This window comes from Pseudomonas sp. NFX183 (assembly GCF_047943075.1).
Taxonomy (GTDB): domain Bacteria; phylum Pseudomonadota; class Gammaproteobacteria; order Pseudomonadales; family Pseudomonadaceae; genus Aquipseudomonas.
Map to the genome: position 1 here is coordinate 5,334,822 of NZ_CP181333.1, position 26,555 is coordinate 5,361,376.

29 protein-coding genes, 1 tRNA gene and 2 pseudogenes are annotated in these 26,555 nt (G+C 58.8%); 9 read left to right on the plus strand and 23 right to left on the minus strand.

Annotated features, from left to right (window positions below; genetic code table 11):
- Positions 1-13: 13 nt before the first annotated feature.
- The gene (locus ACM530_RS25025; protein ID WP_416363423.1) at positions 14-619 is read right to left on the minus strand and encodes a cysteine hydrolase family protein; all 606 of its coding nucleotides are present in this window, start codon (positions 617-619) and stop codon (positions 14-16) included.
- A gap of 108 nt (positions 620-727) precedes the next feature.
- Positions 728-913, minus strand: a pseudogene (locus ACM530_RS25030) (aldo/keto reductase); the annotation flags it as partial.
- Positions 914-1,189: 276 nt separating this feature from the next.
- On the opposite strand from ACM530_RS25030, the gene ACM530_RS25035 reads away from it, so the two are divergent.
- Positions 1,190-1,729 (plus strand): GNAT family N-acetyltransferase, encoded by a 540-nt coding sequence (locus ACM530_RS25035; RefSeq protein WP_416363424.1) that lies wholly within the window; start codon positions 1,190-1,192, stop codon positions 1,727-1,729.
- Positions 1,730-1,926: 197 nt separating this feature from the next.
- Here ACM530_RS25035 and ACM530_RS25040 read toward each other — a convergent pair whose 3' ends face one another.
- From ACM530_RS25040 to ACM530_RS25060, 5 genes and pseudogenes are all read right to left on the minus strand, one after another.
- Complete coding sequence (locus ACM530_RS25040; RefSeq protein ID WP_369302932.1) at positions 1,927-3,441, minus strand: sensor histidine kinase; 1,515 nt, start codon at positions 3,439-3,441, stop codon at positions 1,927-1,929.
- Positions 3,431-4,252 carry an alpha/beta fold hydrolase gene (locus ACM530_RS25045; protein ID WP_145160953.1) on the minus strand — a complete coding sequence of 274 codons (822 nt, stop codon included), beginning with the start codon at positions 4,250-4,252 and terminating at the stop codon, positions 3,431-3,433. Before ACM530_RS25045 ends, ACM530_RS25040 begins: the two co-directional genes overlap by 11 nt.
- Positions 4,253-4,748: 496 nt before the next feature.
- Positions 4,749-5,279 carry a GAF domain-containing protein gene (locus tag ACM530_RS25050; protein ID WP_369302930.1) on the minus strand — a complete coding sequence of 177 codons (531 nt, stop codon included), beginning with the start codon at positions 5,277-5,279 and terminating at the stop codon, positions 4,749-4,751.
- Between the two features lie 84 nt (positions 5,280-5,363).
- Complete coding sequence (locus ACM530_RS25055; RefSeq protein WP_416365122.1) at positions 5,364-6,245, minus strand: methyl-accepting chemotaxis protein; 882 nt, start codon at positions 6,243-6,245, stop codon at positions 5,364-5,366.
- Between the two features lie 24 nt (positions 6,246-6,269).
- Positions 6,270-6,989 (minus strand): annotated as a pseudogene (locus ACM530_RS25060) (MCP four helix bundle domain-containing protein); the annotation flags it as partial.
- Positions 6,990-7,505: 516 nt separating this feature from the next.
- Here ACM530_RS25060 and ACM530_RS25065 point away from each other — a divergent pair.
- A complete protein-coding gene (locus ACM530_RS25065; RefSeq protein ID WP_369302928.1) occupies positions 7,506-7,889 on the plus strand; it encodes a RidA family protein in 384 nt (127 codons plus the stop codon).
- A 162-nt stretch (positions 7,890-8,051) separates the two neighbouring features.
- On the opposite strand, the gene ACM530_RS25070 is transcribed toward ACM530_RS25065, so the two are convergent.
- Positions 8,052-8,138 (minus strand) — tRNA-Leu (locus tag ACM530_RS25070).
- 230 nt (positions 8,139-8,368) lie between these two features.
- Between ACM530_RS25070 and ACM530_RS25075 the strand changes: the two genes are divergently transcribed.
- Positions 8,369-8,758: a VOC family protein gene (locus ACM530_RS25075; RefSeq protein ID WP_416363425.1), complete on the plus strand. Its 390-nt coding sequence runs from the start codon at positions 8,369-8,371 to the stop codon at positions 8,756-8,758.
- On the opposite strand, the gene ACM530_RS25080 is transcribed toward ACM530_RS25075, so the two are convergent.
- Positions 8,736-9,017: a hypothetical protein gene (locus tag ACM530_RS25080; RefSeq protein WP_145160938.1), complete on the minus strand. Its 282-nt coding sequence runs from the start codon at positions 9,015-9,017 to the stop codon at positions 8,736-8,738. The two genes, ACM530_RS25075 and ACM530_RS25080, sit on opposite strands and share 23 nt — an antisense overlap.
- Before the next feature lie 182 nt (positions 9,018-9,199).
- On the opposite strand from ACM530_RS25080, the gene ACM530_RS25085 reads away from it, so the two are divergent.
- On the plus strand, positions 9,200-9,658 hold the full coding sequence (locus ACM530_RS25085; protein WP_416363426.1) for a GFA family protein: 459 nt from the start codon (positions 9,200-9,202) through the stop codon (positions 9,656-9,658).
- Between the two features lie 2 nt (positions 9,659-9,660).
- Here the strand turns inward: ACM530_RS25085 and ACM530_RS25090 are convergent, their stop codons facing one another.
- Positions 9,661-10,188 carry a DinB family protein gene (locus ACM530_RS25090; RefSeq protein ID WP_416363427.1) on the minus strand — a complete coding sequence of 176 codons (528 nt, stop codon included), beginning with the start codon at positions 10,186-10,188 and terminating at the stop codon, positions 9,661-9,663.
- 126 nt (positions 10,189-10,314) lie between these two features.
- Between ACM530_RS25090 and ACM530_RS25095 the strand changes: the two genes are divergently transcribed.
- Positions 10,315-11,010, plus strand: coding sequence for a tellurite resistance TerB family protein (locus tag ACM530_RS25095; RefSeq protein WP_404482942.1), 696 nt, complete (start codon positions 10,315-10,317; stop codon positions 11,008-11,010).
- On the opposite strand, the gene ACM530_RS25100 is transcribed toward ACM530_RS25095, so the two are convergent.
- The 8 genes from ACM530_RS25100 to ACM530_RS25135 form a co-directional block, all read right to left on the minus strand.
- On the minus strand, positions 11,007-11,828 hold the full coding sequence (locus tag ACM530_RS25100; RefSeq protein ID WP_416363428.1) for a hypothetical protein: 822 nt from the start codon (positions 11,826-11,828) through the stop codon (positions 11,007-11,009). The two genes, ACM530_RS25095 and ACM530_RS25100, sit on opposite strands and share 4 nt — an antisense overlap.
- A gap of 18 nt (positions 11,829-11,846) precedes the next feature.
- Positions 11,847-12,194 carry a DUF2493 domain-containing protein gene (locus ACM530_RS25105; protein WP_106579131.1) on the minus strand — a complete coding sequence of 116 codons (348 nt, stop codon included), beginning with the start codon at positions 12,192-12,194 and terminating at the stop codon, positions 11,847-11,849.
- A gap of 63 nt (positions 12,195-12,257) precedes the next feature.
- Positions 12,258-14,972: a magnesium-translocating P-type ATPase gene (gene mgtA, locus ACM530_RS25110; RefSeq protein ID WP_416363429.1), complete on the minus strand. Its 2,715-nt coding sequence runs from the start codon at positions 14,970-14,972 to the stop codon at positions 12,258-12,260.
- A gap of 235 nt (positions 14,973-15,207) precedes the next feature.
- On the minus strand, positions 15,208-15,516 hold the full coding sequence (locus ACM530_RS25115) for a hypothetical protein (protein WP_145160926.1): 309 nt from the start codon (positions 15,514-15,516) through the stop codon (positions 15,208-15,210).
- Positions 15,517-15,834: 318 nt separating this feature from the next.
- Positions 15,835-16,446 (minus strand): LysE family transporter, encoded by a 612-nt coding sequence (locus ACM530_RS25120; protein WP_416363430.1) that lies wholly within the window; start codon positions 16,444-16,446, stop codon positions 15,835-15,837.
- A gap of 71 nt (positions 16,447-16,517) precedes the next feature.
- Positions 16,518-17,309: an AraC family transcriptional regulator gene (locus ACM530_RS25125; RefSeq protein ID WP_416363431.1), complete on the minus strand. Its 792-nt coding sequence runs from the start codon at positions 17,307-17,309 to the stop codon at positions 16,518-16,520.
- A 374-nt stretch (positions 17,310-17,683) separates the two neighbouring features.
- Complete coding sequence (locus tag ACM530_RS25130; RefSeq protein ID WP_145160920.1) at positions 17,684-18,967, minus strand: arsenic transporter; 1,284 nt, start codon at positions 18,965-18,967, stop codon at positions 17,684-17,686.
- A gap of 19 nt (positions 18,968-18,986) precedes the next feature.
- The gene (locus ACM530_RS25135; RefSeq protein ID WP_416365123.1) at positions 18,987-19,343 is read right to left on the minus strand and encodes a metalloregulator ArsR/SmtB family transcription factor; all 357 of its coding nucleotides are present in this window, start codon (positions 19,341-19,343) and stop codon (positions 18,987-18,989) included.
- Between the two features lie 178 nt (positions 19,344-19,521).
- On the opposite strand from ACM530_RS25135, the gene ACM530_RS25140 reads away from it, so the two are divergent.
- From ACM530_RS25140 to ACM530_RS25150, 3 genes are all read left to right on the plus strand, one after another.
- A complete protein-coding gene (locus ACM530_RS25140; RefSeq protein WP_043205333.1) occupies positions 19,522-19,737 on the plus strand; it encodes a hypothetical protein in 216 nt (71 codons plus the stop codon).
- Between the two features lie 71 nt (positions 19,738-19,808).
- Positions 19,809-20,504, plus strand: a complete 696-nt coding sequence (locus ACM530_RS25145; RefSeq protein WP_416363432.1) for an AzlC family ABC transporter permease — start codon at positions 19,809-19,811, stop codon at positions 20,502-20,504.
- On the plus strand, positions 20,501-20,812 hold the full coding sequence (locus ACM530_RS25150; protein WP_145160914.1) for an AzlD domain-containing protein: 312 nt from the start codon (positions 20,501-20,503) through the stop codon (positions 20,810-20,812). The genes ACM530_RS25145 and ACM530_RS25150 overlap by 4 nt, the downstream gene beginning before the upstream one ends.
- Positions 20,813-20,952: 140 nt before the next feature.
- Here the strand turns inward: ACM530_RS25150 and ACM530_RS25155 are convergent, their stop codons facing one another.
- A complete protein-coding gene (locus ACM530_RS25155) occupies positions 20,953-21,210 on the minus strand; it encodes a hypothetical protein (protein WP_416363433.1) in 258 nt (85 codons plus the stop codon).
- A 110-nt stretch (positions 21,211-21,320) separates the two neighbouring features.
- Here ACM530_RS25155 and ACM530_RS25160 point away from each other — a divergent pair, with 110 nt between their 5' ends.
- Positions 21,321-21,674: a lipoprotein gene (locus ACM530_RS25160; RefSeq protein ID WP_145160910.1), complete on the plus strand. Its 354-nt coding sequence runs from the start codon at positions 21,321-21,323 to the stop codon at positions 21,672-21,674.
- Between the two features lie 142 nt (positions 21,675-21,816).
- On the opposite strand, the gene ACM530_RS25165 is transcribed toward ACM530_RS25160, so the two are convergent.
- The 4 genes from ACM530_RS25165 to modC all read right to left on the minus strand — a co-directional run bounded on the left by ACM530_RS25165 (position 21,817) and on the right by modC (position 26,552).
- A complete protein-coding gene (locus ACM530_RS25165; protein WP_369302917.1) occupies positions 21,817-22,521 on the minus strand; it encodes a YoaK family protein in 705 nt (234 codons plus the stop codon).
- 69 nt (positions 22,522-22,590) lie between these two features.
- Positions 22,591-24,225 carry an ABC-F family ATP-binding cassette domain-containing protein gene (locus ACM530_RS25170; protein ID WP_416363434.1) on the minus strand — a complete coding sequence of 545 codons (1,635 nt, stop codon included), beginning with the start codon at positions 24,223-24,225 and terminating at the stop codon, positions 22,591-22,593.
- A 124-nt stretch (positions 24,226-24,349) separates the two neighbouring features.
- On the minus strand, positions 24,350-25,399 hold the full coding sequence (locus ACM530_RS25175) for a DNA topoisomerase IB (RefSeq protein ID WP_416363435.1): 1,050 nt from the start codon (positions 25,397-25,399) through the stop codon (positions 24,350-24,352).
- A 73-nt stretch (positions 25,400-25,472) separates the two neighbouring features.
- Positions 25,473-26,552 (minus strand): molybdenum ABC transporter ATP-binding protein, encoded by a 1,080-nt coding sequence (gene modC / locus ACM530_RS25180; protein ID WP_145160903.1) that lies wholly within the window; start codon positions 26,550-26,552, stop codon positions 25,473-25,475.
- Positions 26,553-26,555 lie beyond the last annotated feature (3 nt).

Sequence of the window (26,555 nt, forward strand, 5' to 3'; positions counted from 1 at the left end):
GTCGCCCCTTTTTTCATTCGGCGTTCAGCGCCTGCAGAAACGCTGTGTGTTGCAGCGTTTGCGAAAACATCGGCAAGGTAAACTGCTCGGCTGCGTGCTGTTGTTCTTCACTGAACGTCGCGGTGCAATCGGTCAAGGTCACCACGTCATAGCCTTTTTCGTACCCTGATCGAACCGTGCCTTCGACGCAGCAGTTGGTCAGGAAGCCTGCGACGACCAGGTTCTGGATGCCATTGTTGCGCAGGACCAAATCCAGGCCGGTGGTGGCGAACCCGTCCAGCCCGCGTTTGCCTTCGATCACGATGTCGGCGGCTTCGCGCGTCAGCGCGTCGCTGATCTCGGCGCCCCAGGTGCCGGCGCGAAAGGCGTTGCCGTCGGCGACGCCCTTGAGAATGCCGTAGGAGCGTGTGGTCAGCTCAGGGTAGCCGTCGGCAAATTGGATCGGTAAGTGGATGATCTTCACGCCCAGCTTGCGTGCCTGCTCAATCGTGGTGGCGGTGTTTGCCAGCATGTTGGTGGTGTGCATGACGCCTTTCACGGCGTCATGGAACACTCCGCCGGGGGTGGTGAAGTCGTTCTGGTATTCAATCAACACAATTGCGGTTTTATGCGGGTGCATGGTCGCTCTCCGATCAATAGGGTTTATTCGTTACTGCCTTCAACCAGGGCGACGCTGTAGGTCGTACCTTTCAAACGGTGTGCGGCAACCGCCGGATACGCGGGGCTGTTTGCCCAGGCGAGTCTCGGACAAGCCGGCGCCATACAGCGGCGCTGTGTCAAAGAAACGGATGCCTTGAGCCCAGGCGGCGGCGACGGCAGCGGCCGCCTCGTCTTCGTCAATGGCGCGGAACATGTTGCCCAGCGGCGCCGTGCCGAAGCCCAGTTGCCCGATAATGTTGTCTTTCAAACTCATTGCATCACCTCGGCCTCATCAGGCCTTTAATCGTAGGTCAAGCACGACGCTTGGGTCGTGTTCGTTGAGGAATTTCTCAAGCGAGAATGAAGATGCATGACTGCAAATATCTATTAAATAGATTCTACATAAAATCTATTGTGGGTTTTTGAGTGTTCAAGCCTGAGTGATGTTTGCCTGGCTGCTCATCGGCCTGGCGCAAATAGGCTGATTATTTGCGATGCTAACGGCCTACGCGTCACGACCCGCCCACATCGAACTTATGGAGAAACATCGGTGCAATCGCTGCCCATTCCGCCGTCCATCGTCGGGCACACGCTTGAGTTGCGCCCGTTGGACAGCGCAGATTTCGAAGCCCTGTACCGCGTCGCCGCCGATCCTTTGCTGTGGGCTCAGCACCCGAGTCCAACCCGCTATCAGGCGCCGATATTTCGTGAGTGGTTCGACGAGGCATTAACGTCGCAGAGCGTTGTGGTGGTGATCGGCCGTGCCAGCCATGCGGTGATAGGCAGTTCTCGGTACTACGACTTCAGTGAAGAAAAACGTGAGGTTGCGATTGGGTACACCTTTTTAGCCCGCGAAAAATGGGGCGGCGCGGCGAATGGGGAACTCAAGCGCCTGATGCTCGACCACGCATTTCGTTGGGTCGACACCGTATGGTTCCATATCGGCGCTCAGAACATTCGCTCACAACGGGCCATGCAGACAATCGGCGGGAGGTTGTCGCATTCCGCGACGAAGGATGTCGCCGGGCGCACCCAAGAGACCGTTTTTTATAAAGTTGAGCGTGATGCGTTGGTGGGTAACGAGTTGTAGCGAATCAGGATGCGAGTGTGATCGTCGGTCGGCGGGACGCGGGGGATATGCGCAGGGCAAAAAGAAAAGGGTCTGTCCGACGGACTTTGCTGGAACGCTCCAGCGCTTTCTCGCATCGGAGCTTAACAGCCGTCAATGCCCAGCCCGCGCTGGGCTTTTTGCATCTGGCGAAAGTGTTTTTTAACAGGGTCACAGGCTTACTTTAACGGAAAAGTAGCCTTGAATTCTGTCCCACTTTCAATGGTTGAGCTAACCGAAACCGTGCCGCCGTGTGCCTTCACGATTTCGCGGACAATGAAAAGCCCCAATCCAACGCTGCGACTATCTTGCGCAAGATTGACACCACGAGTCATTGGACTGAAGACCGTGGCGAGGAAGTCTGGAGGAATCGGTGTACCCCAGTTGTGCACTACCAGCTCGAAACCTTGCTCCGTAATGGAGGAGGTTACTGTCACCGGGCGATCCACCGCTCCATATGTAACAGCATTGGAAATAAGGTTACCTGCAAGCTGCGTAAGCCTATCGCTGTCAGCCATGCATAGACCCTGCCCATTGGTTGAATGCAGAAGCTCTCGTTTGGGATAAACGATTCGAAGCTGCTCGACAGCCGCAGCGATCAGCAGGTGTAGGTCGATAGTCGTTTTTGTTACCCCAATACCGCGTCCTATTCTGGCCTGCGTGAAATCCAACAAATCGTTGATAAGCCTGCGTGCCCTTTGCGCCGCTTCCTGAGTGTGCCGAACCAATTTCTGCTGCCTGGGGGACAGATCATTCCGCTCCAGCACCTCGGTGGCCATTGAGATCACCGATAGGGGATTACGCAGATCGTGACTCACTATCCCAATCATTTGCTCAGAGAATAGAGCACGGTCTTCTGCTGCTGCCTGCTCCCGTTTTACGTCTGTGATGTCATGAAGGATACCGACAAACTGAACGAGCTTGTTATTTGGGTCGAATGCCGCACGCCCAGTGGAGAGTACCGTGCGCTGAACGCCGTCAACGCCGTTCAACCTATAAATGCAGCGATACTCCTGAGCTACCGATCCGAGAGCCGCCGAAAATAACTCGGCCTCTCTTGGAAGGTCATTAGGGTCTATCAGGTCTGAGTAAACTGACGCTGAAACATCTTGGTTCGACGGGTAACCGAGCAATTGCGCGACGCTGTTATCGTAACGACGCTCAAGTGTCACCGGGTCGACGTCCCAAACGTGCATCTTGGCCGACTCTAGAGCAACTCGCAGCCTTGCATCGGCAACCGACAAATCCCGCTGAAGAGCTAGGTGAGCTTCGAGCGATTCCTCAGCTTGCCGTTTGGAAATCAGCACTTCCTGCTCGAATCGATGCCTCTCGATCACTACAAACGCGCAAACCTCATCGAAAATGCCGCCAAGGTGCTCCCGCCTTGTTGCATTGAGAATCATCGGTAATTTTTTACCCTCAGACGTCGCAAACTCAAGCTTTACCTCGGAGATGGAACGCTGCATCTCAAGTAAAGGCATCCAGTGAGTTTGATGGAAAATCCGTCCTCCGACAGTCAGCAACTCTTGTAGTTTACGTCGGCCAACCAACTGATCTTTGGAGTATCCCAACCATTCGCAGAAGGTGGCATTTGCGCGAAGGATTAAACCGGCCTTGCTGGTGATAATGAGGGCGCAGGGAGCGTGCTCGTAAAGCAAGTCGGCATCAGGGACTGGGTCGTCATTAGCCGCCATGAGCAATTCGACCCTGAACGCTTGCAATGAAGCTTTGGATCGAATTGATGCATAGATCAGGAGCACTCAGGTGCGGGCAATGCCCCACGTTTTCTATCACCTCAAGACGATTATCCGGGATGACCTTGTTGAGGTAACGACCTACTTCGACAGGTGCAATGATGTCGTCGGATGACTGAATAATCAGCGCCGGCGCCAGTAGCTTGGCCACGTCAGTGCGGTTATCAGATAGGAACGTCACCCTGGCGAACCGCTTCGCAATATCAGGGTCTGTCTGGCAGAAGCTATTGGTTAATTCGACACCAAGATGGGGCTGTCCAGGCGCGCCCATGATGGCGGGGGCCATGGAGCTCGACCAGCCGAGGTAGTTGCTTTCCAACGTCTCCAGAAGTGAGTCGATGTCCTCCCTGCTGAAACCACCAAAATATTCACCATCGTTGATATACGACGGTGAAGGCCCAACCATGACATGCGCCCCGAATAGATCAGGCCGCTTATTCGCGGCGATTACGCCCGCCATAGCGCTGACAGAATGCCCAACAAATATGACCGGGCGATCCGCAAACTCCTCAATAATCTCCACGATGTCCTGCGCGTACCCTTTCAATGATGAGTACCTCACAACCTCATAGGCTGAGAGGTCTGACTTCCCACAGCCTACAACGTCGAAAAGAATCGTCCGAAAGTTGTCGCGGAATGCCGGCTCGACGAGTCTCCACATGTTCTGATCACACCCAAAACCATGCGCAAAAACTAGAGTGACAGGGCCTGAACCGTGGACGCGTACATTGTTGCGGGTTAGGACAGACATTTAAGCCTCCTGCGCTGATCACACATGGAATTCGAAAGGGCGAGTTTAACAGTCTACGTCATTAACTGCCGTCGTCCGCCCTGCTTGGCAGCAAAAACCTGGACGATAGCAAGCCTCAACGGGCATGACGCAGCAGGCAAATGAGAACGCATGTATGGCAGCCGGTTTAAAAACTTGAGACGTGATGCTTAAGCGTATGCCTGGAGGTGGCTTTTCGGATGGTTAGCCAGGCGCCGTGAAAATCTCTTGTTTTTGTGAGGCCTGATGTCGGCGGAATGCTTGGTGCAGACGAGCCTTGGCTGAACGCTACATCGCTGACCAACGGCCGGTTGGACAGGCGTTTGGTGGGGCTGCAAGGCAGGCTTGCAGCGCTGCCCATCTCGTTCCTTAGATCTGGGCGGTGTCCGGTATGTTGGTACGCTGCGTAGGGGCTGCCATTCGGGCCTGCCACGCATACGTTCGCGCCATTGCACGCTGACGATTCAATCAATTAGTTCTACGAAGCCTGACAAGGACTTGCTGGCTTTTGTTCAGCAGCAAGGTTGGTGAAAAAAATGCAGCCTATTAACTTGGCGAATAAAACTAAAGTCTCCTCAAGATCCGGGTCTTCAAACAATATTGAGCGTGAGTCCAGCGCGCATAAAGCACCAAAGAGTCGCCCATCAGGAAGGAAGATAGGAGCGCCTGCATAACTTTCCAGTCCGTATCGCTTGACGACATGGCGATCTGAATATCTGCGATCGCCACTGATTTTTGGAATGAAGAGGGCTTTGGGGTTTCTTCTCAGCTCGCTGCAGAGGGTGATTTCCAACTCCAGGATATTTCCAGCCTCTATCCCTAGATGGGTTGGGTCGAAAACTGAGCAAACTATCCAGTCCTTTTCCGTGAATTTGGCAATCCCGGCAAATCGCATTCCTGTAAGGCGCGTAACAAGCTGCAAAATAGCGCATGTGGCCTCCAGTTCAGCTATTTCAGAGCGTTCATCTGCGCTCAGCACAGAGTGCAAGGCAATCTCATGAGAAGCCATTTTTATCCCCTGCTGTCTGTAGCTGAGCGTGTCACTGTTGATTGGTAACTCTGTGCCATGAACGCACTGTGCTTGATCCAGCTTTTAGGTCCGGAATCGGAGAACCAAGTCATTCAAGTTGACTGCTAGACGTGATAATTCATTGCTTGCAGTCAACGTCTGGCGGGTACCCTCAGTGCTTTGAATTGCCAGGTCACGAATGCTGATGAGACTGCGATCTACGTCACGTGCAACGTGAGCTTGCTCCTCGGAAGCGGTTGCAATCTGAATATTGCGGTCGTTGATTTCCAGTACGGAATCAATAATTTGGCGTAGCGATTGGCCTGCTTGCTCTGCCGTATCTCGCGTGGTGTAGACCTCAGAGGTGCTCTTGTGCATCAACTCGACTGCGGCTGAAGAACCGGCTTGGATGGTGGATATCATCTGTTCGATTTCTTGGGTCGACGTTTGGGTGCGGTGCGCCAAAGCCCGAACCTCATCGGCCACCACTGCAAAACCACGGCCCTGTTCACCCGCCCGTGCCGCTTCAATTGCTGCATTCAACGCCAGGAGATTCGTTTGCTCGGCAATCGCCCTGATCACACTCAGAACTTTGGTGATGTCTTGAGCCTGGCCTGCGAGTTCTTTCACCTGGGTTGAGGAGACTTCGACCAGTTCCGTCAGTCCGCGCATGGCCGTTAACGTTTCAGTCACTTTTTGATTGCCCAGATCAGCCGCCAAGCTGGACTGCGTGGCCGCTTCAGATGTGGAGTTGGCATTGCGGGCGACCTCTTCGACGGCGGCGCTCATTTCGGTCACTGCTGTGGCTGCTTGCTCTATTTCGCTGTTTTGCTGCTGAAGGGTGCGATCGGCACTTTCGGTGATCGAGGTCATTTCAACCGCTGCGGTACTCAGTTGGGCAGACGCTCCCGAGATTTCCAAGATCGTGTTTCTGAGATTTTTCTGCATCCGATTGAGCGCATGCATCAAGCGTGAGGCTTCGTCTGAACCTGTAACTTCAAGGTCGTGGGTGAGGTCGCCAGACGCGATATCTTCGGCCAACTTCAGCGAGGCGCTGATGGGGCTGACAATGCTTTTAGTGAACAGGGTCGCCAGGACGATGGTTAAGATAAATGCGACTACCAGTACCGAGATCAAGACTTTAACGCTATGCGTATATACGTCCGTCGCGTCTTGCCCCGACACCACCGCCTGACGCGCATTTTGCTCACGAAGTGTTGTTAGCTGCTCCTGATAGGCGCTTGCTCGCTGTGCCTGCTCTGTGTTCGCAAAAAGGACAGCTTGGTCATGATCAGAAATATCGAGGGCAAGTACGTTCTTGAGACCGTCGATGTAGACATTCATAGCTTGGTTTGTCTTCGAAAACTGGATTTCATCCTGCTCGCCAGAAATCAGATGATCACGGTAAAACGCTGTCTTCGACTGGAGCATCTGTATGGCGCCTTCGACCAACGACAGCGATTTATCATGCACATCCTTGGTCGTGCTCGACAGCATGCGAATACTTTCAAGGCGAGCATGGAGCAGGGCGATTTGAATGTCGTCAATAACCTGGACGCTGGGCAGGGAGTTTTGCTCGATGTCCTGCTCTGCATTACGTAGGTGATCTATCTGCAAATACGAGAAGCCCGCCAGGCTTATGAGCAGGAGTGTAATTAGCCCAAAGCAGACGAAAGCCCTGCGCGCGATATTCAAGGATCTTAATTTCATATAGGCCTCCGAGGGCCGGGATTTATTGGCGTGGCAACCCACGTCATTTTGTTGAGCGCGAACAAGACAGACTGTTCATGCGGCACAGTGACTCTCGGCTGCAGCTTGAGCGGCAGACGTAAATCCAGGAATACAAAAGAATGCATCGGGATAATAGGCGCGCTAAATAATTGCGCGCTCATGAGTTGCAGGCGCTCATACCGTAAGCGGGTTGGAGGGGAAAGTTCGATTAATCCAAGCGGAGCGTGCCGCAACGACGTGCGCACCGTTGCAGGCTTCGCGCAGTGAACTACGCTTGCCGGGAACGCTCTGACTTCGATCATTTTGGTAACTGAAAGGGCACGATGGACAAGCGGCTCGCGGGTCTTTCAATACTGCTGACCCTCGGGTGGGTCGCCACAGTGGCGACTGTCATGTGGTATTTCTACGACAATTAATCTAAAGGCCGAATCAATTCAGGCCCCTTAGTCCTCACGTTTCCCACGGCCGTTCTACTGACATTTCGGACACGCCAATATGCCAAGCAATAATATCGAACGTAAAACTTACGCAGCACTTCCTCCTGCCGTGGGGCCCTATTCGCATTCGGTGAAACATGGCAATACCCTGTACCTGTCAGGCTTCACAGCGTTCGGAACTGATGCTCAAGGGCAGAGCCTAGAAAAACAGGCCAATGCTATTTTGGAGCAGATCAAAGCGGTTGCCGCCGAAGAGGGCACCGATATGTCTGCACTCTTGAAGGTGACGCTATTCATCACCGACTTCAGTCAACTCGGCGAACTGCGCAAGGTGCTGGTGCAGCACTATGAAGGGCATTTGCCTGCCAGCTCCCTGGTCGAAGTTTCAAAGTTGTTTTCCCCGGAACTGAATATCGAAATTGAGGCTATTTTCGGGGTGTGACAGGCAGTAATGGCGGCTTTGCATGGTCGAACAGTGTGCAAGGTGGTTTGTGTCTTGTCGGCAGGACGCCAGGGAAGGGACGTTGCGCAGCACTGTCTAAAATTGCGTTGCACAAAAGAAAAAGGCCTGCATGAAATTCATCATGCAAGCCCTTGATATCCATGGTGCCCGAACCCGGAATCGAACCGGGACGCCCTTACGAGCGGGGGATTTTAAGTCCCATGCGTCTACCAGTTTCGCCATTCGGGCGGTAGCGCGGTGCAGCAGGGTTGGGAATATATAGACCCAGGCGCTGGGATGCAAGGTCGAAGGTTGTGTTTGTTGCATTCGCGCAAAGTTGAAAAAGCTTGCCAGATCAGTGATCTACACGAGAAACCTGGCGTCAGGGCGAAGGTTTTGACACGCCACGACATGCTCCTGTCACTATCTGACACAGCCCTGAATTAGAGTACGCCTGCGTATTCCAGTCAGGTCAGCTCATGAAATTTGCATCTGTTCGCATCGTGACTCAACAGTTTGAGCAACTCATACGGTTCTATCAAAACCTGTCGACTATCGAGCCGCGGCATCGGGCTGATGGTTTTGCCGAGATTCACTTCGAGGGTGTGGTTCTGGCGATAAGCGACGAGCGTTTGGTCCGCTTGCATAACAACGGGTTGGCCGTCGCTGCGAGTAACCGCTCGGCGATCCTGGAGTTTCAGGTGGAGGAGGTCGAAGCTATCCTGCTGCGGGTCAGCAGCACGCAAGTGGTAATGCCTGTGACGGTCATGCCATGGGGCAATACTTGCGCACTGCTGCAGGACCCCGACGGGAACCTGGTGAATATTTTCTCAATACCCGAACAGATCAGACAAAGCGCTGCCCACTGAACCCGCGTGGCAAGCGCTGCAACCCGGGCAGGTCGGTCAGGCGTTGTGTCCACGCACTGCGCCAGTCGCTGGCAGTGTGGGTCTGGGTTTTGCGCGCGGAGCGGCGGGCGGCATTGCGTTGTGTGCGGCGCGCTTCTTTGTAGGCTTCGGTATTGCGGCAGGTGCGGCATTTGACTCGGTTCAGCTCGGTGCTGGACGTGAGGTTGCTGCCGTGGTGGCCGCAGGCTAGATGCCCGGCGACCTTGAAGTGAGTGACCATGTAAGCGTCTCCTTCTTATGGGGGTACGCGCATCCCAGACCAGCAGGTGCACGTGAGCAGGGCGGGGCAATTAACCCCGCTGCCTCAGGGTTTGGACCCCGGGCGCGGCGAGGCGTTCGGTTTTGTTGCGCTGCAGGTTAACGTTACCCTGTGGGGCCAAAAATCATAAAAAGGAATGAATGATGACTGTCGACGTGTTGCCCTTGGAAGGCAGTTGCCGTTGTAACCGGGTGCGTTTCAGCGTGAGCCTGCCGCCGGTGATTACCATGGCCTGCCACTGCAGCGGCTGCCGGAAAATGACCTCAAGCGCTTTCTCCCTCAGCGCCTTGATCCCCGCAAGTGGCTTTACCGTGACCCAGGGTTGCCCGGTCATCGGCGGCTTGCACGGTGTGGACCGTCACTATTGCTGCCCGCATTGCATGAGCTGGCTGTTTACCCGACCCCATGGCATCGACGAATTCGTCAATGTGCGCGCGACGTTGTTGGATGACGCCCACGATTACGTGCCGTTCATGGAAACCTGGACCAGCGAAAAGCTGCCCTGGGCCTCCACGCCCGCCGTCGAAAGCTTTGCGCAATTGCCTGAGCCGCAGGACTTTCCACGCTTGATGCAGGCCTACGCCGCGTTCAGCGCACGCTGAGTTCAGTCAATCAGTGCCAGCAGGTCGGTGTCGCCTACATCCACGCCCGCCTGGGTCAGCAGCGTGGTTGTCTGGCCTCGGTGGTGGGTCTGGTGATTGAAAAAATGCACCAGCAAGCCAAAGAACGGCTTGTGGTTCGCTGCGCCGCGCATGTTGTGATAACTCAGGTGCTGGTCCAGATCGGACTCGCGCAGGCTATGCGCCCACTCGATGATGAGCTGATCCAGCCACGCGCGATGGGCTGATAGCGCGCGGATATCGGCAAAGGCCAGCTGCTTGAGGTCGGTGGGTGTGGCAATCGAACTCAAGGGGGCCAGCGCCGAAAAGCCCGCTGGATGCTCGGCAAAGCGTTTGAGCCAGACGGTATCCCCCAGCGCCAGGTGATTCAGCGTGCCGAGGATTGAGCCAAAAAACGCCTGTCGATCCGCCGCCAGCTCCGCGTCCGTCAGCGTGCCGGCGGCGTCGTAGAGTTTGCGGTTCATCCACTGGTTGTAGTGGGCCATCAACGCGATGTGCTCGATACGGTTCACGGGGGGGGCTCTCTCAACGGCGCAATGGCGTCATCATAGAGCGTGCCTGCCCGGCGGTCATGGTGTTCCAGCTGCGGCGGGCTATGGTTGTTGAACGCCAACACTGCGCCCTGGGAGGGCAAGACCATGAATACCAGCGATCTATTGGAACAATTGCTGCGCGGGCAGTCAGGCAGCGCCACCTCGGGCGGTGGCCTGGGCGGCCTGTTGGGCGGTTTGCTCAAAGGTACCAGCACCGGCACCGGCACTGCCTCGGCCGGCGGTGGGTTGGGCGGATTGTTGGGTGGTCTCGGTGGGCTGCTGCGCGGTGCGCCCGCCGGCGGTACGACGCAGGCGCGTTCCGGCGGGATGAATTACGCGGCACTGGCGTCCCTCGGGATGGCCGCGTTTCAGGCGTATCAGGCCTGGCAACGACAGCAGGCGTCTGCACCCCAGCAAGCCATTCAGACGGTTGACCAGCTCGACGGCCCTGAGGCCGAGGCCCACAGCCATGCACTGTTGCGTGCATTGATTGCGGCCGCCAAGGCGGATGGCAAGATCGACGCGCAGGAGCAGCAGATGATTAGCGCCGAAATCGGCCGCCACACCGATGACCCACAATTGCAGCAATGGCTCGACGCCGAAGTGGCCAAGCCGCTCAATGCTGCCGATTTTGCCGAGTATGCGCGTGACCCGGCGGTGGCGTCGGAGATCTACCTGGCCAGCGTGATGCTGGTCAATGATCAACAGGAAGGCGAGCGTAGCTATCTGGATGAACTGGCAGGGCAGTTGCAGCTCGATCCTGATCTGCAACTGCACCTGGAACAGCAAGCCAAGGCTTAGAAACGTAGGGTGGCGCCGGTCGTCAACCACTGGTCGCGCTCGCCGCTCAGGCTCTGCCCGACGACGACATCCACATCCACCAACGCGCCCAGATGGAAGCGGGGCCCGGCCTGCCACGCCTGGTCGCCGCCTTCCTGGCCGTAGCGCTCACCGATCAGCGTCAAAGCATGCGCAAGCTGATATTCGAACCCCGTGCCCCAGGTCAGGCGGTGGTTTTGCTCGCCGCCGTTGTAGGCATGCGTCCAGCCGCCATTCAGGTTCAGGCGCAGCGCTTGGACAGGTTGCCAGGTCAATGGCACATTCAGGTCCGCACCGTCGAACGCGTGTTGGCGATCCAAGGCAACATGCGACGTTGCCGAAACTGCCAGCTGTAGCCCCAGGTCGTCGCGTGACCACACCTGGGCCTTCACTTGCGGGCTGACCTGCGTTTGGGCATCACCGGCCTGGCTGGCGCGCGACAATGCGGCGCTCCATTGCACCGAGGGCAGTGCGTTGAAGGTACAGGCCGGGTTCAAGGTTTCGCTGTGGCTGTTGCCTTGGTGCCGATTGGCGGTGTACCAGGCGTCCACATTGCATTCGCCTGGGGCGTTGACCGCGCCGTCATCAACCACATAGGCGCCACCGGCTGCGTGAGCTTTGGAAAGCAGCGCGATGAGCAGGACAAGGCCCAGGGTCACGCCAATAAACGTAAGGTTGCGTTGCAGTGCACGCCGCTTGGCCGGCGGCAGCAGCAACAGAGTATGGCGAGCGCCGCGATAGTGACGTGCGCGATATTTGGCAAACCCGTCTTGGCGATGAGGGGTATGTTTTTTGTGCATGATGCACCTCGCTTGAATTCAGCTTTCTACGGTCAGCACCGAAATGCCGCTGGCTTTGGCCTGGCAGACCAGCTCCGAGGTGTCGTCACCACCCGGCAGGGCGATGACCACGTCGGGGCGGCTGTCGGTCAGCATGAAATGGTTGCGCTGGCGTTCCGCCTGCTTGCCATGGCGTTGCCAATTGGGCGGGTAGCGCACCACGTCGATGCCGATTTCCCGCGCCCATTCCTCAACGTCACTGCCCAGGAATTGGTTGCCGCCGTGAATCAATACCTGCACCGGGCGCAGGCGGTGGTAAGCGTCCAGCACTTGGCGGGACTTTTTGGTGTCGGCGTAATGACGACCTGCACAGATCAACACGCGCATAGTCAGAATCCTTGTGTTGCACGGTGGCCGCCGGGCGACGGCCACCGTTTCAGAGGCGGGTGATCAGTACCACTGCTTGAAGCGGCGGATGTAGATCGTTTTCATCAGTTGGGCCACGCAGCAGTAGGCGAACAGCGTGCCGACCAGCCATGGGAAGTACGCCAGCGGCAGCGGCTGCAGGCCGACCAGGGTGCCCAGCGGCGAGAACGGCACGTAGATCCCCAGGCCGATGACGAGGGCGGTCATCATCAACACCGGCCAGGCGGCCGTGCTCTGGAAGAACGGGATCTTGCGGGTGCGCAACATGTGCACCACCAGGGTTTGCGAGAGCAGCCCCTCGATAAACCAGCCGGACTGGAACAGGGTCTGCATTTCCACACTGTTGGCGCTGAACACGTACCACATCAGCGCAAAGGTGGTGATGTCGAAGATCGACGAGGTCGGCCCGATCCAGATCATGAAGCGGCCGATGTTTTTCGCATCCCACTTGCGCGGTTTGGCCAGGTATTCCTTGTCCATCTTGTCCCACGGCAGGGCCAACTGAGAGATGTCGTACATCAGGTTTTGCAGCAGCAGGTGGATCGCCAGCATCGGCATGAACGGAATGAACGCACTGGCCACCAGCACCGAGAACACGTTGCCGAAGTTGGAACTGGCGGTCATGTTCAGGTACTTCATGATGTTGCCGAAGGTTTCGCGGCCCTTGAGCACGCCTTCTTCCAGCACCATCAGGCTCTTTTCCAACAGGATGATGTCGGCTGATTCCTTGGCGGTGTCGGTGCCGCTGTCCACCGAGATGCCCACGTCGGCATCGCGCAGCGCTGGCGCATCGTTGATGCCGTCGCCGAGGAAGCCGACGGTGTGACCGTTGGCTTGCAGCGCTTTGAGCACCCGGGATTTCTGCAGCGGCGTCAGCTTGGCAAACACGGTGCGTTCTTCCACGCGGCGCAGCAGCGTCGCGTCGTCCATCGCTTCGATTTCTACGCCCAGCAGTGGTTGACCAGGCTCCAGGCCGACCTGGCGGCAGATCTTGCTGGTGACCACCGCGTTGTCGCCGGTCAGCACCTTCACCGCCACGCCAATTTGTTGCAGCGCCGCAATCGCCGGGCCTGCGGTTTCCTTCGGTGGATCCAGGAAGGTCAGGAAGCCCTGGATGATCAGGTTGCGCTCATCGGCGGTGGTGTACTGCTGGCGAGCCAGGGATTTGGGGATGTTGCGGGTGGCGACCACCAGTACGCGAAAGCCATCCTCGTTGTAGTCATTGGCCAGTGCCAGCAGCTCGTCACGGCGACGATCATCCAGCGGCACTGCAGCGCCATCTTCCATGACGTGGGTGGAAATGCTCAGCATCTCTTCCAGCGCGCCTTTGCACACCAGCAACTGGTCACCGGCGGCGTCCTTGACCACGATCGACAGGCGACGGCGCACGAAGTCGAACGGCAATTCATCGACCTTGCTATAGGCAAATGGCCGCTGGAACTTGGGGTTGTGTTCCGAGAACTGCACCACGGCCTTGTCCATCAGGTTTTTCATGCCGCTTTGGTGGTAGCTGTTCAGCCAGGCCAGGGACAGCACCGCATCATCACGTTGGCCAAAGGCGTTGACGTGGTGTTCGAGGATGATCTTGTCCTGGGTCAGGGTGCCGGTCTTGTCGGTGCACAGCACGTCCATCGAGCCGAAGTTCTGGATCGCATTCAGGCGCTTGACCACCACTTTGCGCTTGGCCATGGCGGTAGCGCCCTTGGCCAGGTTGGCGCTGACGATCATCGGCAGCATTTCCGGGGTCAGGCCCACCGCCACCGCCAGAGCGAACAGGAATGCATCGCCCCAGTCGCCTTTGGAGAAGCCATTGAGCAGGAACACGATCGGCACCATTACCAGCATGAAGCGAATCAACAGCCAGCTGACGCTGTTGACCCCACGGTCGAACGCGGTCTGCACCCGCGAGCCGACAATCGCCTTGGCCAGCGAGCCAAAGTAAGTGCGCGGCCCGGTGGCGACCACCACGGCCTTGGCGCGGCCACTGACCACGTTGGTGCCCATAAAGCAGATGTTGGGCAGGTCGAGCAGGTTGCCTTGGTCGGCCGCCAGCGAAGAGGCGGATTTTTGCGTGACATCGCCGAGCGTGTCGTATTTTTCGACCGGCAAGGCTTCACCGGTCAGCACGGCCTGGCTGATAAACAGGTCGCGTGATTCGATCAGGCGCACATCGGCAGGGATCATGTCGCCGGCCGACAGTTGCACGATATCGCCGGCGACCAGGTCGCGCATCGGCACTTCGCGCAGGGTCGGCTGAGCGCCGACTTGCTCACGCCGCAGCACTGTGGCGGTGGTGCGCACCATGGCTTTGAGTGCTTCGGCGGATTTGGCCGAGCGGTGTTCCTGCCAGAAGCGCAGCAGGCTGCTGAGCAGCACCATGGTCATGATGATGATGACTTTGGTCAGGTCGACTTCTTCACCGGCCTGCAACGGCAGCCAATAGTCGGTGACAAAGCTGATGCCCGCCAGGGTCAGCAACACGTAGATGAAGGGATTGTTCAGCGCCTGCAGGAACTGGACGAGGGCGTGAGGCGGCTTGTCGTGGGCCACTTCGTTAAAGCCTTCGCGTTGCAGACGCGCCGAGGCGTCCAGTTCGGTCAGGCCATCCTGGGTGGCTCGCACGTTGGCGAGGGTGGCCTGCAGGCTGTTCTGGGCTTCGCGGGCGGCGCGCATCGACAGTTTGGTGTCGGTGTCGGTGCCATTTTTCTTGTGCAGAGGCGTGTTTTTTACGGCGCTCATTGTCTGTACTCCTGTCGCCAATTCTCGACAAAACATACCCGGTACTTACCTGAAGACAGGCGAGCGAAAGCATGCCGAGCCGCAAACTTCGCGATCGGTTTAAATAAGGTGTTCACATAACTTCTACAGCGCCCGCCACGCGCGCGTTAGTTAACTAACGCGCAGCGGGCTACTACTGGACGTGTTCATAAAGAACTCCAGAACATCAATTAGAAAGTTGCTGTTTCCAGCCGGGTTAAGCGCTGCGAGTGCTCAGGTAAAGTCCGAACATCAGGCGCGCTTGAGCCAGCATGGAAACCTGGGGTCTCTGCGGGTCTTGAGGGTCGGCATGGTCCCAGTGCTGCAGCAGTTGGCCGCTGGCAGGGCACAGGTGCCAGTGCGCCAACACCGGGGCCGGACGCGCTTGGTCTTTACTGGCTTGAGGGGAGGGTGCAGCAAACGTGGCCCGGGTAGGCGAAAAGCCTGCGGGCTCGCGGCACAGCTTGGCGCGCAGGGCGGCGGCCAGCGTACGTACATCGGGCAAAGCAATGAGTTGGAAGGTCATAACACACCTCGGGACCGGACGGGCGACCGGTGAGGCAGTTACGGTGGAGCATCAAGCTCTAGCGCAGCTTACCGGACCTGGAAGGCGAGTCCTGTCATATTCTGGGTTTGGCGCCCGATGCCCGCTAAAGCGGTGCTCGGACAGCGACTAGATACTGTGTCCATTGGCTTCTTTTGTGAGGTTTAAAAAAGGCCCCAGTTGCGGGCACGGGCAATCTACTCAGACGGTTACAAAATGTCAACGCATGATTAATTAAATCAGTCTGCGTTCAGAGTTTATTCAGACAAGGGGGCACGGTTAGTTATGGGATATATAACTTCATACGCCCTGTGCAGCCAGAACTGCCAGATAGATCAACACTAAACCGCACGCGCCGTAACTGACGCGCTGCCACAGCGGCGAGGCGTTTTTGCGTAACAGATTGACCAGCACCGCAATCAGAAAACACGACAGCACCGACGCCAGCATGAAACCTGCAAAAAACATCAGGGTTTGCCCAGGGCTGGGCGTGGCGCCGACGATCCCGGACAAGGCGCTGCCCAACGCGCCCCAGTACACAATGTTCTTCGGGTTAGCCAGGGAAATGGCCGCGCCCACCGCCAGCGCATTCTGTCCGGAGCGGACCGGCCCGCTGTCCGCCGCGGGCAGGTGCCAGGCGTCGATCAGGCTGCGCACACCGAGCCAGGCCAGGTACACCGCGCACACAATCGTCAGCGGAACACGCACGGCTTCATGCTCAATCAGCAGGGCGATGCCGGTGAGGCCGATCACCGCCCAGGCGGCGTCGCCCACCAGCGAACCGATCTGTACCAGCAAGGCAGAGGTGAACCCATGGAGCAAGCCACGGCGCAAGGTTTCTGCCAGCACCGCGCCGGGTGAGAGGCAAAACACAAAACCGAATACCAGCGCGTAAAAAAAGATCGTGACCATGCCGCTTTCCTTCAACAGAGGCGCGCAGTGTGCGGCTGTGTGGCGCAGGTGTCTTGAACCAGATTGCGCTTTCAGCGTTTCAACAGGCTTTGATAGCGGCCTGGGGTAATGCCATAGGCGGCGCGAAAGTGCCGGTTGAGATGGCTTTGGTCAGCAAACCCCAGCTCATGCGCGACGTCGCTGGCCGAGGCGCCGCGGCGCAAGAGTCCCTTGGCACGACACGTACGCAATTGCATCGCCCACTGCCTGGGGCTCAGCCCGGTTTCTTTCTGGAAGGTGCGCAACAGATGGAATTTGGACAAGCCCAGCTCATCGCCCAGCTGGTCCAGCGGCAGCGCTTGGCTCAGTTGCTCGGCGAGCAGCTCCTGGGCGCGGCGGATCATGCCTTTGCCGCCCGTGGCAGCGCCGGGCAGGCGCACGCCGCTGGCACCCACCACTTCACCCAGCAGCAAAACCAAGGCGTCTTCGTTAATCTCGCGAAGCAATGGGTCGTCGTTCAAGGCTCCCTTGACCGCCGCAGCCAGGCGCTGTGCCAGGTCGGGCTGGAAGCAGAGCGAGCGATCAAATTCCACCTGGGCCAGCCCCAAGTCAGCCGCCAACGCGTCGGCCGCGACGTACAGGCTGACAAAATGCCAGGGTGCGCCATCAGCCGCGCCGCCGCCTTGAATCTGCCCGGGGTTGTACAACGTGATGCTGCCAGGCCCGGCCTGGAACTCGCGGCGGTCGAGCCAAACGCTTTCCTCGCCGGCCAGGTTTACGCCGATCACGCATTCATCATGGCTATGGCGGGCAAAGGTCAGGCCTGTGCAGCGTGTATGGGTGACTTCGTAGTTGCCCAGCCAGGCGTGTTGCATGGCGCTCATAGGTCGGCTCGATAGAAAATCAGCCGTGAGCATACGCTGACGAGGGTGTTCAGATCGACCACTGGCTGCAACGTGCGCTTAAGGAGGTCGCTATTTGGGGGGCGAGCTTACTGGGCAGGATGACTGTTCAGTAAGCTCTGCACCTTCCAAAAAGAGGTTCAGGGTTTTAAATATTTCATTGATGCAAACGAGGACGCGTGTTTTTTATAAATACGCTCGTCATCACTATCGATATCGGTAACTGCCCAGGTAGTCAGGGTTGCTGGCGACGGCAATGACGCCGGGACGATCAAGGTCGCGATTACCTTTTTTGTAATGCTGGATGCTGACATCGGTTGCCCAGCTCATCCAGAGTCGGTTCACCGCACACGTCTTCACAGACTCAGGCGCAAGGCGAGCGCCGCCAGGGTGATCAACAGCACCGGCAACGTCAGCACAATTCCGACCTTGAAGTAGTAGCCCCACGTGATGCTGATGCCTTTGCGCGCAAGAATATGCAGCCACAGCAGCGTGGCCAGGCTGCCGATGGGAGTGATTTTCGGGCCCAGGTCGCTGCCGATCACGTTGGCGTAGATCATCGCGTCCTTGACCACGCCCACGGCATGGCTGGATTCGATGGACAGCGCGCCGATCAACACCGTCGGCAGGTTGTTCATGGCCGACGACAGCAGCGCCGTCAGCACCCCGGTGCCCATCGCCGCGCCCCACACGCCGTAGGTGGCGAAGGTGTCGAGCCAGGTTGCCAGGTAGGTGGTCAAACCCGCGTTACGCAAGCCGTAGACCACCAGGTACATGCCCAGGGAAAACACCACGATCTGCCACGGGGCGTCCTTCAGCACTTTGCGCGTGGAAATCTTGTGGCCTTTGGCGGCGATCACCAGCAGCAAAACGGCGCACACGGCGGAGATCGCACTGATCGGAATGCCCAGCGGCTCCAGGGCGAAACAGCCGACCAACAAAATCCCGAGTACCCACCACCCGGCACGAAAGGTCGCACGGTCGTGGACGGCGCTGGCCGGGTCATCAAGGTCGGCGGGGTCGTAGGCCTGCGGAATATCGCGGCGGAAAAACCACAGCAGCACCGCCAGCGTCGCAGCAACGCTGACGAAGTTGACCGGCACCATGACCGCTGCGTATTCGTTGAAGCCGATCTTGAAATAATCCGCCGAGACGATGTTCACCAGGTTCGACACCACCAACGGCAAGCTCGCCGTGTCGGCGATAAACCCGGCGCCCATCACGAAGGCCAGGGTGGCCGCCGGGGAAAAGCGCAACGCCAGCAGCATCGACATCACGATCGGTGTGAGGATCAACGCCGCGCCGTCGTTGGCAAACAATGCCGACACCAAGGCGCCGAGCAGCACCATATAGGCAAACAGGCGCCGGCCACGCCCCCGGCCCCAGCGTGCTACATGCAACGCGGTCCAGGCAAAGAACCCGGCTTCATCGAGCAACAGGCTGATGATAATCAGCGCGACAAAGGTGCCGGTGGCGTTCCAGATGATGTGCCACACCACCGGGATGTCAGACAGGCTGATGACCCCGCACGCCAGGGCCAGAATCGCGCCCATGGTTGCGCTCCAGCCGACCCCAAGGCCTTTGGGCTGCCAGATGACCAGAACGATGGTGAAGATAAAAATCGCAATTGCGACAAGCATGAATAAACGCTCCGATGGCTCAGCAGCAGGTGCCGGCCCGTTGTGGTCTGTTGCCCATTGCATCAAGACGCTGCGCGTCGTTTTGCAACCATGGCTGGTTAGCTTGCAAGGTGGTGTCCAGCACTTGGGTGACCCAGTCGGGCAGTGCCGAATTGATGCGGTAGTAGATCCATTGACCCTGGCGACGATCCAGCAAAAGCCCACCACTGCGCAGTTGCGCCAGATGGCGGGAGATCTTGGGTTGACTGTCGCACAGAGCATGGATCAGTTCGCACACGCAAAGTTCGCCCTCGCGCAGGATCAATAACATCAACCGTACGCGCGTGGCATCGGCCAGGCATTTGAACAGCTCGGGCGGAGAGAGGGGGGCGGACATGATCGAGGTCTTGGTATGGATAGCGTTGCGAATATATGGTTTGCCATATATGTAGGTCAAATCCTGAATTCCGTTGACGTGGATCAAATGCCCGACAATCAGCCACAAGTGTCTGAAATTAAAATGAAACACGAATGTCCTAAAGTGCCTGCCCATTGCTGATGAAGGAAGAACTCGCGTGACCCGTGCCACTCGCAACCTGCGCAAAACCCTCGATTCTGTCGCGGACAATAACGAAACCGCGGCGTTTGACCTGATGCGCGCCGTCGAAAAACTCGGCGATGAAGTGCTGCGCCAGCGCCTGCTCAATACCATTCACCGGCTCAACCAGGATGCCCATGAGTTGCGCGAAGCGCGTGACTCGGTGGAGCAGGTCTCGGTCAGGCTTGCCTGAGCACGATCGTTCAAGACACGCCTCGTATCACGCTGGCATGCTTGTCGACTGTCTGTCGATGAGCCGTCTCCATGCCTACAGCCTTACCTCATTACGCCTTCGGTCGCGGCGCCCTTGCCGTTATTCCACTGTCTCTGGCCTGTGCGCCCTGGGGTTTGTTGGCCGGCTCCATGGCGATTGATGCGCAATTTACTCCGCTGCAAGCTCAGGGTTTGTCCGCCATTGTGTTCGCCGGTGCCGCGCAGCTGGTGGCGATCGGCATGGTCAAGAGCGGTGCCAGCCTGATCTCGATTGTGCTGACCACCTTGCTGCTCACATCCCAGCATCTGCTTTACGGCATGCACATGCGCCCGACGCTCTCGTCGCTCAATGTGCGCTGGCGCATGAGCCTGGGCTTTTTGCTGACGGACGAATTTTTCGCGCTGGTCAACCACTATGACCGTCAAACCTTCAATCGCTGGTATGCGCTGGGCGTCGGCCTGACGTTCTACATCATCTGGAACCTCTTCACCCTGGCGGGCATCGTGCTCGGCAAAAGCATTCCGGGGCTTGATCAACTGGGACTGGAGTTTTCCATTGCCGCAACCTTTATCGCCTTGATCACGCCGGTGGTGCGCGACGTGCCCACGGTGGTCTGCGTGGCGGTCTCGCTGTTGTGTTCGGTATGGCTGAGTTACTTGCACTGGGAGTCGGCGGTGGTGATGTCGGGCGTGCTGGGGATGGGCGCAGGGTTTGCCTGCAAGCGGCTGGGAGTAGGGCAACGATGATCTACATCATGATTGTGGCCATGGGCCTTGTGGTGTTTCTCAACCGCTACTTGTTCATCGAGCCGCGTCTGCCGGTGCGCCTCAATCGCGGCGCGCGCGAGTTTCTCGGGTTTGCCGTGCCGGGAATGCTGACGGCGATTTGCGGGCCGATCATTTTTCTCGCTGAGCACAAGCTCAACGTGAGCCCGGCCAATCCTTACTTGCTCGCTGGGATCTGCGCGGTGGCGTTGATGTTCTGGACGCGCAGCGTGTTGATCACGGTGCTGCTGAGCATGGGGCTGTTTTATTTGTTTCGTTGGTGGTTTTGATGCGCGGATAAGTAGCTGGAGGTCATCCACCAACACCCAGGCAAAAAAAAGCCCGCGGGAGGGCGGGCAGAAGTGAGACTTCTTAAAAATGAGCCTGCCAACTATAGGCAGCGCGAGCACCCTTCACAGTGAAACTAAATTCATCCGGCCGCAGCTTTTGGCGGCTTCTTGGCTTTGGCCTCCGCCGCCAGGCATTCCAGGGCGAACTGCTCGGTGTAGGTCATCTGGATCGGCGTGCTTTCACCCTTTACCGTGCGTTCGCCATCGAGGATGCAGCGGATGCGCTTGTCGGTGACGCCGATGCGCTTGGCAATCCACGTCGGCGTCTGGCCGATGCGGCTGATCAGCTTGTCGGCGTAGTCAGTGGAAGGGTTATAGCGTTCGGCGTTGGGCGTCATCGGGTTTCCAGGGGCAAGCGGGGGCATAAGTAGGGGACAGCGTGACGTAATAATCCTTGAGTGTCGCCTGCTAATGGTAGAGTCGCGTTTTTTTCCAAGGAGGCGATGGCATGCGAAAGCTGGTAATTGGCGCATTGGCACTGGCAGTACTGTCCGGTTGCGCGGGCTCGAAAATGAACAATGCGCGCACCGGCGTGCCGTACAAAACGCTGGCTTCGGACAAGACGCCGTTGGTGGTTGCCCAATGCATTCAGTTCGGCTGGCAGGACGAGGCGGTATTTGGCGTTGACGCCGGAGGCTTCAAGGAGCCGATCGAAGCAGGCGGTTTTACCGTCTACACCACCGGCGGCGATTATTTTGTCGACGTGCGCAGTGCCGGCGCCGGCTCTACCGTCAATTACTTCGCCGTCGCCGACACGATGCCCGCCAAGCGCCGACTGGCCGCGCTCGCGACCTGCCTGTAATCCTTTGCCTAAGTGATATTCGGAAAAGCCCGGCGGGACAGCCGACGGACATTGGCTTATCATTCCCCCGCTCGCTCGACGTGATGGCTCTTTACCAGTACACGGACGTCGAGGCCGCAACGTCGAGCGGGCCTCTTTTCTCTTAGCGTGGCATGTAACCCAAGTGCCAGCGCCGCGGAATCTTTAGCGACACTACGCCCAGCAACGCGGCGAACGCGCCACTGACCAGCAGCGCCTTCAGGCCGAGCTGGTGCTCCAGCACCGCGCCGATCACCGCGCCCACGAACATGCCGGCCCACGGAATCAGTTGCACCCTCCAGCCATTGCGCCGTTCTCCCAGCACCCAGCGGCCCAGCCCGCGCCCGAAGCGTGAGAGGGCGCCTGTCACATAAGTCAGGCCCACCGGCAAACCGTTTACCTCTTCCACTGCGGCATTGAGCATACCCATCGCCACAATCGTTGCCAGCAGCGCGGGCAAGGTGTCGTCGAAGGGCCACACGGCGGCGCCGCACAGCAAGGCCGCAATGCACAGCAGCAAGGGCAGCGCGTGCCGGCGGCTGAGGCGGCTGATTACCACGCCCAGGGCGTTGCCGACGACAAAGGTTGCGACCAGCAACAACAAGCGCCCGGTAAGGCCCAAGTCGCCTGCGCTGATCGCCACGGCCAGGCGCGTGGTGTTACCGCTCATGAACGAAACAAAATCGCCGCTGGCCATAAAGCCTATCGCATCGGTCATGCCGGCCAGCACTGAAAGGCTGGCCACCAGCATCAAGCCAACCCGCCCGCGCCAGCGTTGGCGGTGAGCGAGTGCGGCGTTGGCGTAGGGTTTGCGCGATGAAGGCAGCATGGCCCCAGGTTCCTCGGTGAGATTATTCGGCCACTACCGTAGGACGCTTTGGTTGCGCGCGCAATGACCTCAGACACACTCCAGCCGCCAGCCCTGACGCTGCCAGGTCAAAAAATGCGTCGGCCTGACGGCCTGCACAAACGTCTCGTCATGGGAGACCACCACCATCGCCCCGGTAAAACCCTGCAACGCCTGTTCAAAGGCCAGCACGGATTCAAGGTCCAGGTGGTTAGTCGGCTCGTCCAGCAACAGCAGTTGCGCCGGCACCTCGCGCCACAAGGCAATCGCCATCGCGGCCTTCAGGCGTTCCCCGCCGCTCAACTGGCGGGTGGGTTGAGTCACCCGCAGGGCATCCAGTTGCAGCAACGCCAAACGCGTGCGCAGCTCGGCTTCGGCCAGCGGGGTGTCGAGCAGGTTGAGCTGTTCGACAATGCTACGGTTGCCATCCAGCAGCGTCAGGTGCTGGTCGATATAGGCACTGGCCACATGCACGGCGCATTCACCACTGACCACCGGCCATTGGCCCGCAAGCACCTTGAGCAACGTGGATTTGCCGCAACCGTTCGGCCCGCGCACGGCCATGCGCACCGGGCCCGCCAGGTTGAGCGTGACGTAGCTGCAGGCTTGCTGCGGATCAAGCCACGGCAGTTGAGCGTTTTCCGCGCTCAAAACCTGTCGTCCATTGGGCAGTGCTGAACCGGGCAGGGCCAGCAACGTGGGCGAGTGATCCTCCACACGCTCATGGGCTTGGCGTACCTGCGCATCGAGCTCGTGTTTGTATGCGTGATGCGCGCTGCGCACGCTGCTGACGATTTCCTTGGCGGCGCCTTTCCAGCGGGCTTTGGTAAACCCGGTGACGTAGGCGGTTTCTGCGTGTTTACGTGCGCGGGCGGCGTTGCGCTGCAGGTTGTCATGATCCTTCTGCAGACGTTTGCGTTCGCGGCTGCGCGCCAGGCGGGCGTGTTCCAGGGCGGCCATGGCCGCGTGCTGTTTGCTGTCGCGTTGCAAGCGATAGGCATCGTAGTTGCCGCCATACACCTTTGCGCCAAGCGGCGACAGCTCGATGATGCGCGCCATCGCATTGAGCAGTTGCCGGTCATGGCTGACCACTACCAGGCCGCCGGGCCAGGCTGCCAGCGTGCGCAGCAGCCAGTCACGGCCGGCGCTGTCGAGGTGGTTGGTTGGCTCATCGAGAATCAGCAACTGCGGCGTGGCCAAAAGCGCGCCGATCACCGCAACCCTGGCCAGTTGGCCGCCACTGAGTTGATCGGCTGGCGTGGCAGCGTCGAGTTGCTGCAACCCGGCTGCACCCAGCGCGGTGCGCAGGCGTTCGGCAAGGTCCCAACGATCATCGATCAGCGCGAGATCATCCGCGCGCGCCTCACCGCGGGCCAGCCGCTCAAGGGCGGCCAACACCTGGGCGGTGCCGGTGATGTCGGCGACGGTTTCGCCCGGTTGGACGGCCAGCGCCTGCGGCACATATGCCACGCTGGCCGAGCTTTTCAACGTGCCGCCAGTGGGCGCCAGCAGCCCGGCAAGCAGCTTGGCGAGCAGGCTTTTGCCCCGGCCATTACGCCCGACAATCCCGGTGGGCGCGTGATCAATCGACAGGTTGAGGTTGTTCAGCAGGGTTTCGCCATCGGCGAACTGCAAGGACAGGTGTTGCAATGAAACGAGTACGGGCGGCCGTTTGACGTCAGTCATCAGCACCTCCAAAAAAATGTCGGACAGGCCAACAAGCGCGCCAAGCGGCTCGTTGCAGGTACATTTTGGAAGGCTTAGTTGTTCACGTCGGCGTGCATCCCGTGAGTCGGAAGAGGCGCAAAGGCTAACCCACCTTGGCGTTTTTCGGCAAGTCCGCGGCCAATTGCTCAAGGAACATCGCCAGCGCAACTTCTTCGGCTTTCAGGCCCTTGCGCACTCGGGGTTTGGGCAGCTTGGACAATTCGCCCAGGCTGAAATGCTCCAGCACGGCGGGGTGGATATAGCACTTGCGGCACACCGCCGGGGTATTGCCCAGCTGTTTGGCAACGTCCTTGACCATGGCGACCACATGCCGCTTGGCATCCGATTCCGGTTGCCACTCCAGTTCGCGCAATACGGCCAAGGCCAGGGCGGTGCCGGCCCAGGTGCGGTAGTCCTTGGCAGTGAAGTCGGCGCCGGTGAGGCTGTGCAGGTAGGCGTTGACGTCATGGGAGCTGACGGTATGCCGTTCACCGTCCTCATCCAGGTACTGAAACAGGTTTTGCCCTGGCAATTCCAGGCAACGCTTGACCACCGTGGCCAGGCGCCGGTCCTTGACGCTGACCTGATGCTCGACGCCGCTCTTGCCGCGAAACTGGAACAGTATCTCGCTGCCCTTGATGTCGACATGGCGGGTGCGCAGCGTGGTCAGGCCGTAGGATTTGTTGTCCCGCGCGTACTGGGTGTTGCCCACTCGAATCAGCGTGGCATCGAGCAGCATCACCACGGTGGCCAGGACTTTTTCGCGGGTGAAACCGGGCGCGGCGATTTGTGCTTCCAGTTGCGCGCGCAGTTTCGGCAGAGCATTGCCGAACTGTTTCAGGCGCGAATATTTGTCGGTGTCGCGCACCTCACGCCAACGCGGGTGGTAGCGGTATTGCTTGCGGCCACAGGCATCGCGGCCGGTGGCTTGCAAATGGCCGCGCGGGTCGGCGCAGATCCACACGTCGGTGTAGGCGGGTGGCACAGCCAATGAGTTCAGGCGTTTGATTTCGTCGGCATCGGTGATGCGCTCACCGTTGACGTCGAAATACTGAAACTTGCCGCGCAGCTTCTTGCGGCGGATACCCGGTTGGGTGTCGTCAACGTAATGCAGGTCGCGGGGCAGGTCGGCAAGCAACGCGGAGTCGGGCATGGTGCAAATTCCTTGGCAGTAATCAGGCCGGTATTTCTGATTGACCGCAGGGTTTTGCGCTCGTGCCAAATTCTTAAGCCAGCACCGCCACCGCCTTGATTTGCGCCCACAGCGCCTGGCCGGGATGCAGCTGCAACTGGTCGCGGGAAAACCGCGTGATGCGCGCCAGCAACGGCGTGCCGCCGGCGTCGAGGCGCACCAGCACATGGGCGTTGTTGTCGGCACAGATCTCCCCGGTCACCGTCACCGGCAAGCGATTGAGGATACTGCTGGGTTCCTGCGCCTGCAGGCTGAGGCTGACATCGCGTGCCTGCACCTTGATGCGCAGCTGTTTGCCCAGCGCCAACGGCGCATGGGCAACGCGCATCGATAACGCGCTGTCGGGCAATTGCAGCGTCAGCAGGTGATAGTGCGCGTCGTAGGCACTGACGCTGCCATTGATCACTACCCCGGCATCGTCACCCAGGGCCATGGGCAAATCGAGCCGCGCCAGGGTTTCACCGATGGGGCCGCTGGCCAGCGCCTGGCCGTCACTGAGTAACACGATGTGATCGGCCAGCCGCGCTACTTCGTCCTGAGCATGGCTGACGTACAGCACGGGGATATCGAGCTCGTCGTGCAGGCGTTCGAGGTACGGCAAAATTTCACTTTTGCGTTTGCTGTCCAGCGCCGCCAGGGGTTCATCCATCAACAGCAATTGGGGGCTGGTGAGCAGCGCGCGGGCGATGCCGATGCGTTGGCGTTCACCGCCGGACAGATGCTGCGGGTGGCGGTCGAGCAAATGGGCGATACCCAGCAGTTCGGTGGCGTGAGCCATGTCCACGCGCCGCTGCTGACGAGCAATACGCTTGAAGCCGAATTCCAGGTTGGCCCGCACCGACAGGTGGGGAAACAGGCTCGCTTCCTGAAACACATAGCCCAATGCGCGTTTGTGCGGCGGCACAAACAGCCCGTTGCGGCTGTCTTGCCAGGCTTGATCGTTGATCTGCACAAAGCCGTCTTCGGCACGCTCCAGCCCGGCGATACAGCGCAGGCAGGTGGTCTTGCCCGAGCCGGAATGCCCGTACAAAGCGGTCACACCACGGCCGGGCAATTTCAAGTCCACCTTCAGCGCAAAGCCTGGGTAATTCAGTTGCAGGCGTACCTCAATCATCGC

What these genes read in the sequence shown, in the direction of transcription:
- ACM530_RS25075 (WP_416363425.1), top strand. Translation starts at nt 8,369, where the DNA reads ATGAAATTTGCATCTGTTCGCATCGTGACTCAACAGTTTGAGCAACTC.
- ACM530_RS25100 (WP_416363428.1), bottom strand. Translation starts at nt 11,828, where the DNA reads ATGCACAAAAAACATACCCCTCATCGCCAAGACGGGTTTGCCAAATAT.
- ACM530_RS25025 (WP_416363423.1), bottom strand. Translation starts at nt 619, where the DNA reads ATGCACCCGCATAAAACCGCAATTGTGTTGATTGAATACCAGAACGAC.
- ACM530_RS25135 (WP_416365123.1), bottom strand. Translation starts at nt 19,343, where the DNA reads ATGTCCGCCCCCCTCTCTCCGCCCGAGCTGTTCAAATGCCTGGCCGAT.
- mgtA (WP_416363429.1), bottom strand. Translation starts at nt 14,972, where the DNA reads ATGAGCGCCGTAAAAAACACGCCTCTGCACAAGAAAAATGGCACCGAC.
- ACM530_RS25160 (WP_145160910.1), top strand. Translation starts at nt 21,321, where the DNA reads ATGCGAAAGCTGGTAATTGGCGCATTGGCACTGGCAGTACTGTCCGGT.
- ACM530_RS25080 (WP_145160938.1), bottom strand. Translation starts at nt 9,017, where the DNA reads ATGGTCACTCACTTCAAGGTCGCCGGGCATCTAGCCTGCGGCCACCAC.
- modC (WP_145160903.1), bottom strand. Translation starts at nt 26,552, where the DNA reads ATGATTGAGGTACGCCTGCAACTGAATTACCCAGGCTTTGCGCTGAAG.
- ACM530_RS25085 (WP_416363426.1), top strand. Translation starts at nt 9,200, where the DNA reads ATGACTGTCGACGTGTTGCCCTTGGAAGGCAGTTGCCGTTGTAACCGG.
- ACM530_RS25095 (WP_404482942.1), top strand. Translation starts at nt 10,315, where the DNA reads ATGAATACCAGCGATCTATTGGAACAATTGCTGCGCGGGCAGTCAGGC.
- ACM530_RS25055 (WP_416365122.1), bottom strand. Translation starts at nt 6,245, where the DNA reads ATGCATGCGCTCAATCGGATGCAGAAAAATCTCAGAAACACGATCTTG.
- ACM530_RS25175 (WP_416363435.1), bottom strand. Translation starts at nt 25,399, where the DNA reads ATGCCCGACTCCGCGTTGCTTGCCGACCTGCCCCGCGACCTGCATTAC.
- ACM530_RS25130 (WP_145160920.1), bottom strand. Translation starts at nt 18,967, where the DNA reads ATGCTTGTCGCAATTGCGATTTTTATCTTCACCATCGTTCTGGTCATC.
- ACM530_RS25165 (WP_369302917.1), bottom strand. Translation starts at nt 22,521, where the DNA reads ATGCTGCCTTCATCGCGCAAACCCTACGCCAACGCCGCACTCGCTCAC.
- ACM530_RS25045 (WP_145160953.1), bottom strand. Translation starts at nt 4,252, where the DNA reads ATGTCTGTCCTAACCCGCAACAATGTACGCGTCCACGGTTCAGGCCCT.
- ACM530_RS25120 (WP_416363430.1), bottom strand. Translation starts at nt 16,446, where the DNA reads ATGGTCACGATCTTTTTTTACGCGCTGGTATTCGGTTTTGTGTTTTGC.
- ACM530_RS25105 (WP_106579131.1), bottom strand. Translation starts at nt 12,194, where the DNA reads ATGCGCGTGTTGATCTGTGCAGGTCGTCATTACGCCGACACCAAAAAG.
- ACM530_RS25155 (WP_416363433.1), bottom strand. Translation starts at nt 21,210, where the DNA reads ATGACGCCCAACGCCGAACGCTATAACCCTTCCACTGACTACGCCGAC.
- ACM530_RS25065 (WP_369302928.1), top strand. Translation starts at nt 7,506, where the DNA reads ATGCCAAGCAATAATATCGAACGTAAAACTTACGCAGCACTTCCTCCT.
- ACM530_RS25170 (WP_416363434.1), bottom strand. Translation starts at nt 24,225, where the DNA reads ATGACTGACGTCAAACGGCCGCCCGTACTCGTTTCATTGCAACACCTG.
- ACM530_RS25050 (WP_369302930.1), bottom strand. Translation starts at nt 5,279, where the DNA reads ATGGCTTCTCATGAGATTGCCTTGCACTCTGTGCTGAGCGCAGATGAA.
- ACM530_RS25145 (WP_416363432.1), top strand. Translation starts at nt 19,809, where the DNA reads ATGCCTACAGCCTTACCTCATTACGCCTTCGGTCGCGGCGCCCTTGCC.
- ACM530_RS25040 (WP_369302932.1), bottom strand. Translation starts at nt 3,441, where the DNA reads ATGGCGGCTAATGACGACCCAGTCCCTGATGCCGACTTGCTTTACGAG.
- ACM530_RS25150 (WP_145160914.1), top strand. Translation starts at nt 20,501, where the DNA reads ATGATCTACATCATGATTGTGGCCATGGGCCTTGTGGTGTTTCTCAAC.
- ACM530_RS25125 (WP_416363431.1), bottom strand. Translation starts at nt 17,309, where the DNA reads ATGAGCGCCATGCAACACGCCTGGCTGGGCAACTACGAAGTCACCCAT.
- ACM530_RS25115 (WP_145160926.1), bottom strand. Translation starts at nt 15,516, where the DNA reads ATGACCTTCCAACTCATTGCTTTGCCCGATGTACGTACGCTGGCCGCC.